Below are 1,024 nucleotides of genomic sequence, written 5' to 3' on the forward strand. Positions count from 1 at the left end.
CGACGAACTCGGTGAAGCCGGCGCGTCAGCGGCTGAGCAGGCCCTCCCGACCGCCGCCTAAACGATCTTCATCCACAGGTCTTGACAATTTCTCCCGCCAGGCTGCGAGGCCTCGGTGCATCGAGTGCCGCGCTCCGGTGCGACGCGAAGGCACCCGGTGCGCCCTGTGCGAGCACATGACCCCGCAGCAGCGCCGTCGTGCTGCCGCCAGCAGGGCGCAGGCCGCCGCAGCAGCGCAAGAGCGCGAGATAGCTCGCCAGCAGGCCGCACGGCCCGCACCGGCGCCCACCGAGAAGCCGGCAGACCCTGAGCGCCCGCCTCAGCGGCGGCGCCCAGGTCCTACGGACAGGGACCCGGAGGAGACGTTCGCCGTGCACCGCGAGGTCCACAGGCTGTCCGAATACGGCTCGTCGGCCGCCGACATCGCCGTGCACATGAGCATGAGGCTGGACGCCGTGCAGGCGATCCTGGCCCGCCCGCTGCAGATCGGCCAGGGGCCACGATGGACAGGGGCGGAAAGGGAAGAGCGCGCCAGGAAGGTGCGCGTGGCGGCGCGCAACGGAGTCCCCATCGCCGACATCGCCTCAGCCCTGGGGGCCTCTGAGACATGGGTGCGGAGCGTTCTGCTGGAGGAGGCCGCGAAGGTGAAGCGACGGGCAACGAGGACCGCCCCCGACGGCCGGTGAAGGCTGCCGAGGGCGGTCGGTAGATCTCAGAGGACCTAAGTCAGCGGTCCCAGCCCGTGTACCAGACGGCGGTGCTGGGCTTTGCGCGTTCGCGATACAGCACCACGTTGCCGTCGTTCTGGACGACTAGAGTGGCATCGGGGTTCCCCCACGTGCCGCTGTGCCAGAGCACCGAGCCGTCGGCGTCGCTGATGACGACGTTGCCGTCCTTCTGGATATTCAGGTTCGCCTGCGGGTGACCCCCAGGGCGCGGTCATAGTCAGGTGAGCACCGCGGGCGCCCTCCCTCGTAAGAGATCAACAGCGTTGGTGTGAGCAGCGTTCGCCCACGTCAACGTC

Annotated in this window: 1 protein-coding gene; it reads left to right on the plus strand. The window is 69.3% G+C overall.

Annotated features, from left to right (window positions below; genetic code table 11):
• Positions 1-371 precede the first annotated feature (371 nt).
• Positions 372-686: a hypothetical protein gene (locus BXY45_RS22810; RefSeq protein ID WP_109776821.1), complete on the plus strand. Its 315-nt coding sequence runs from the start codon at positions 372-374 to the stop codon at positions 684-686.
• Positions 687-1,024 lie beyond the last annotated feature (338 nt).

The sequence above is a fragment of the Quadrisphaera granulorum genome, assembly GCF_003149145.1.
Taxonomy (GTDB): Bacteria; Actinomycetota; Actinomycetes; order Actinomycetales; family Quadrisphaeraceae; genus Quadrisphaera; species Quadrisphaera granulorum.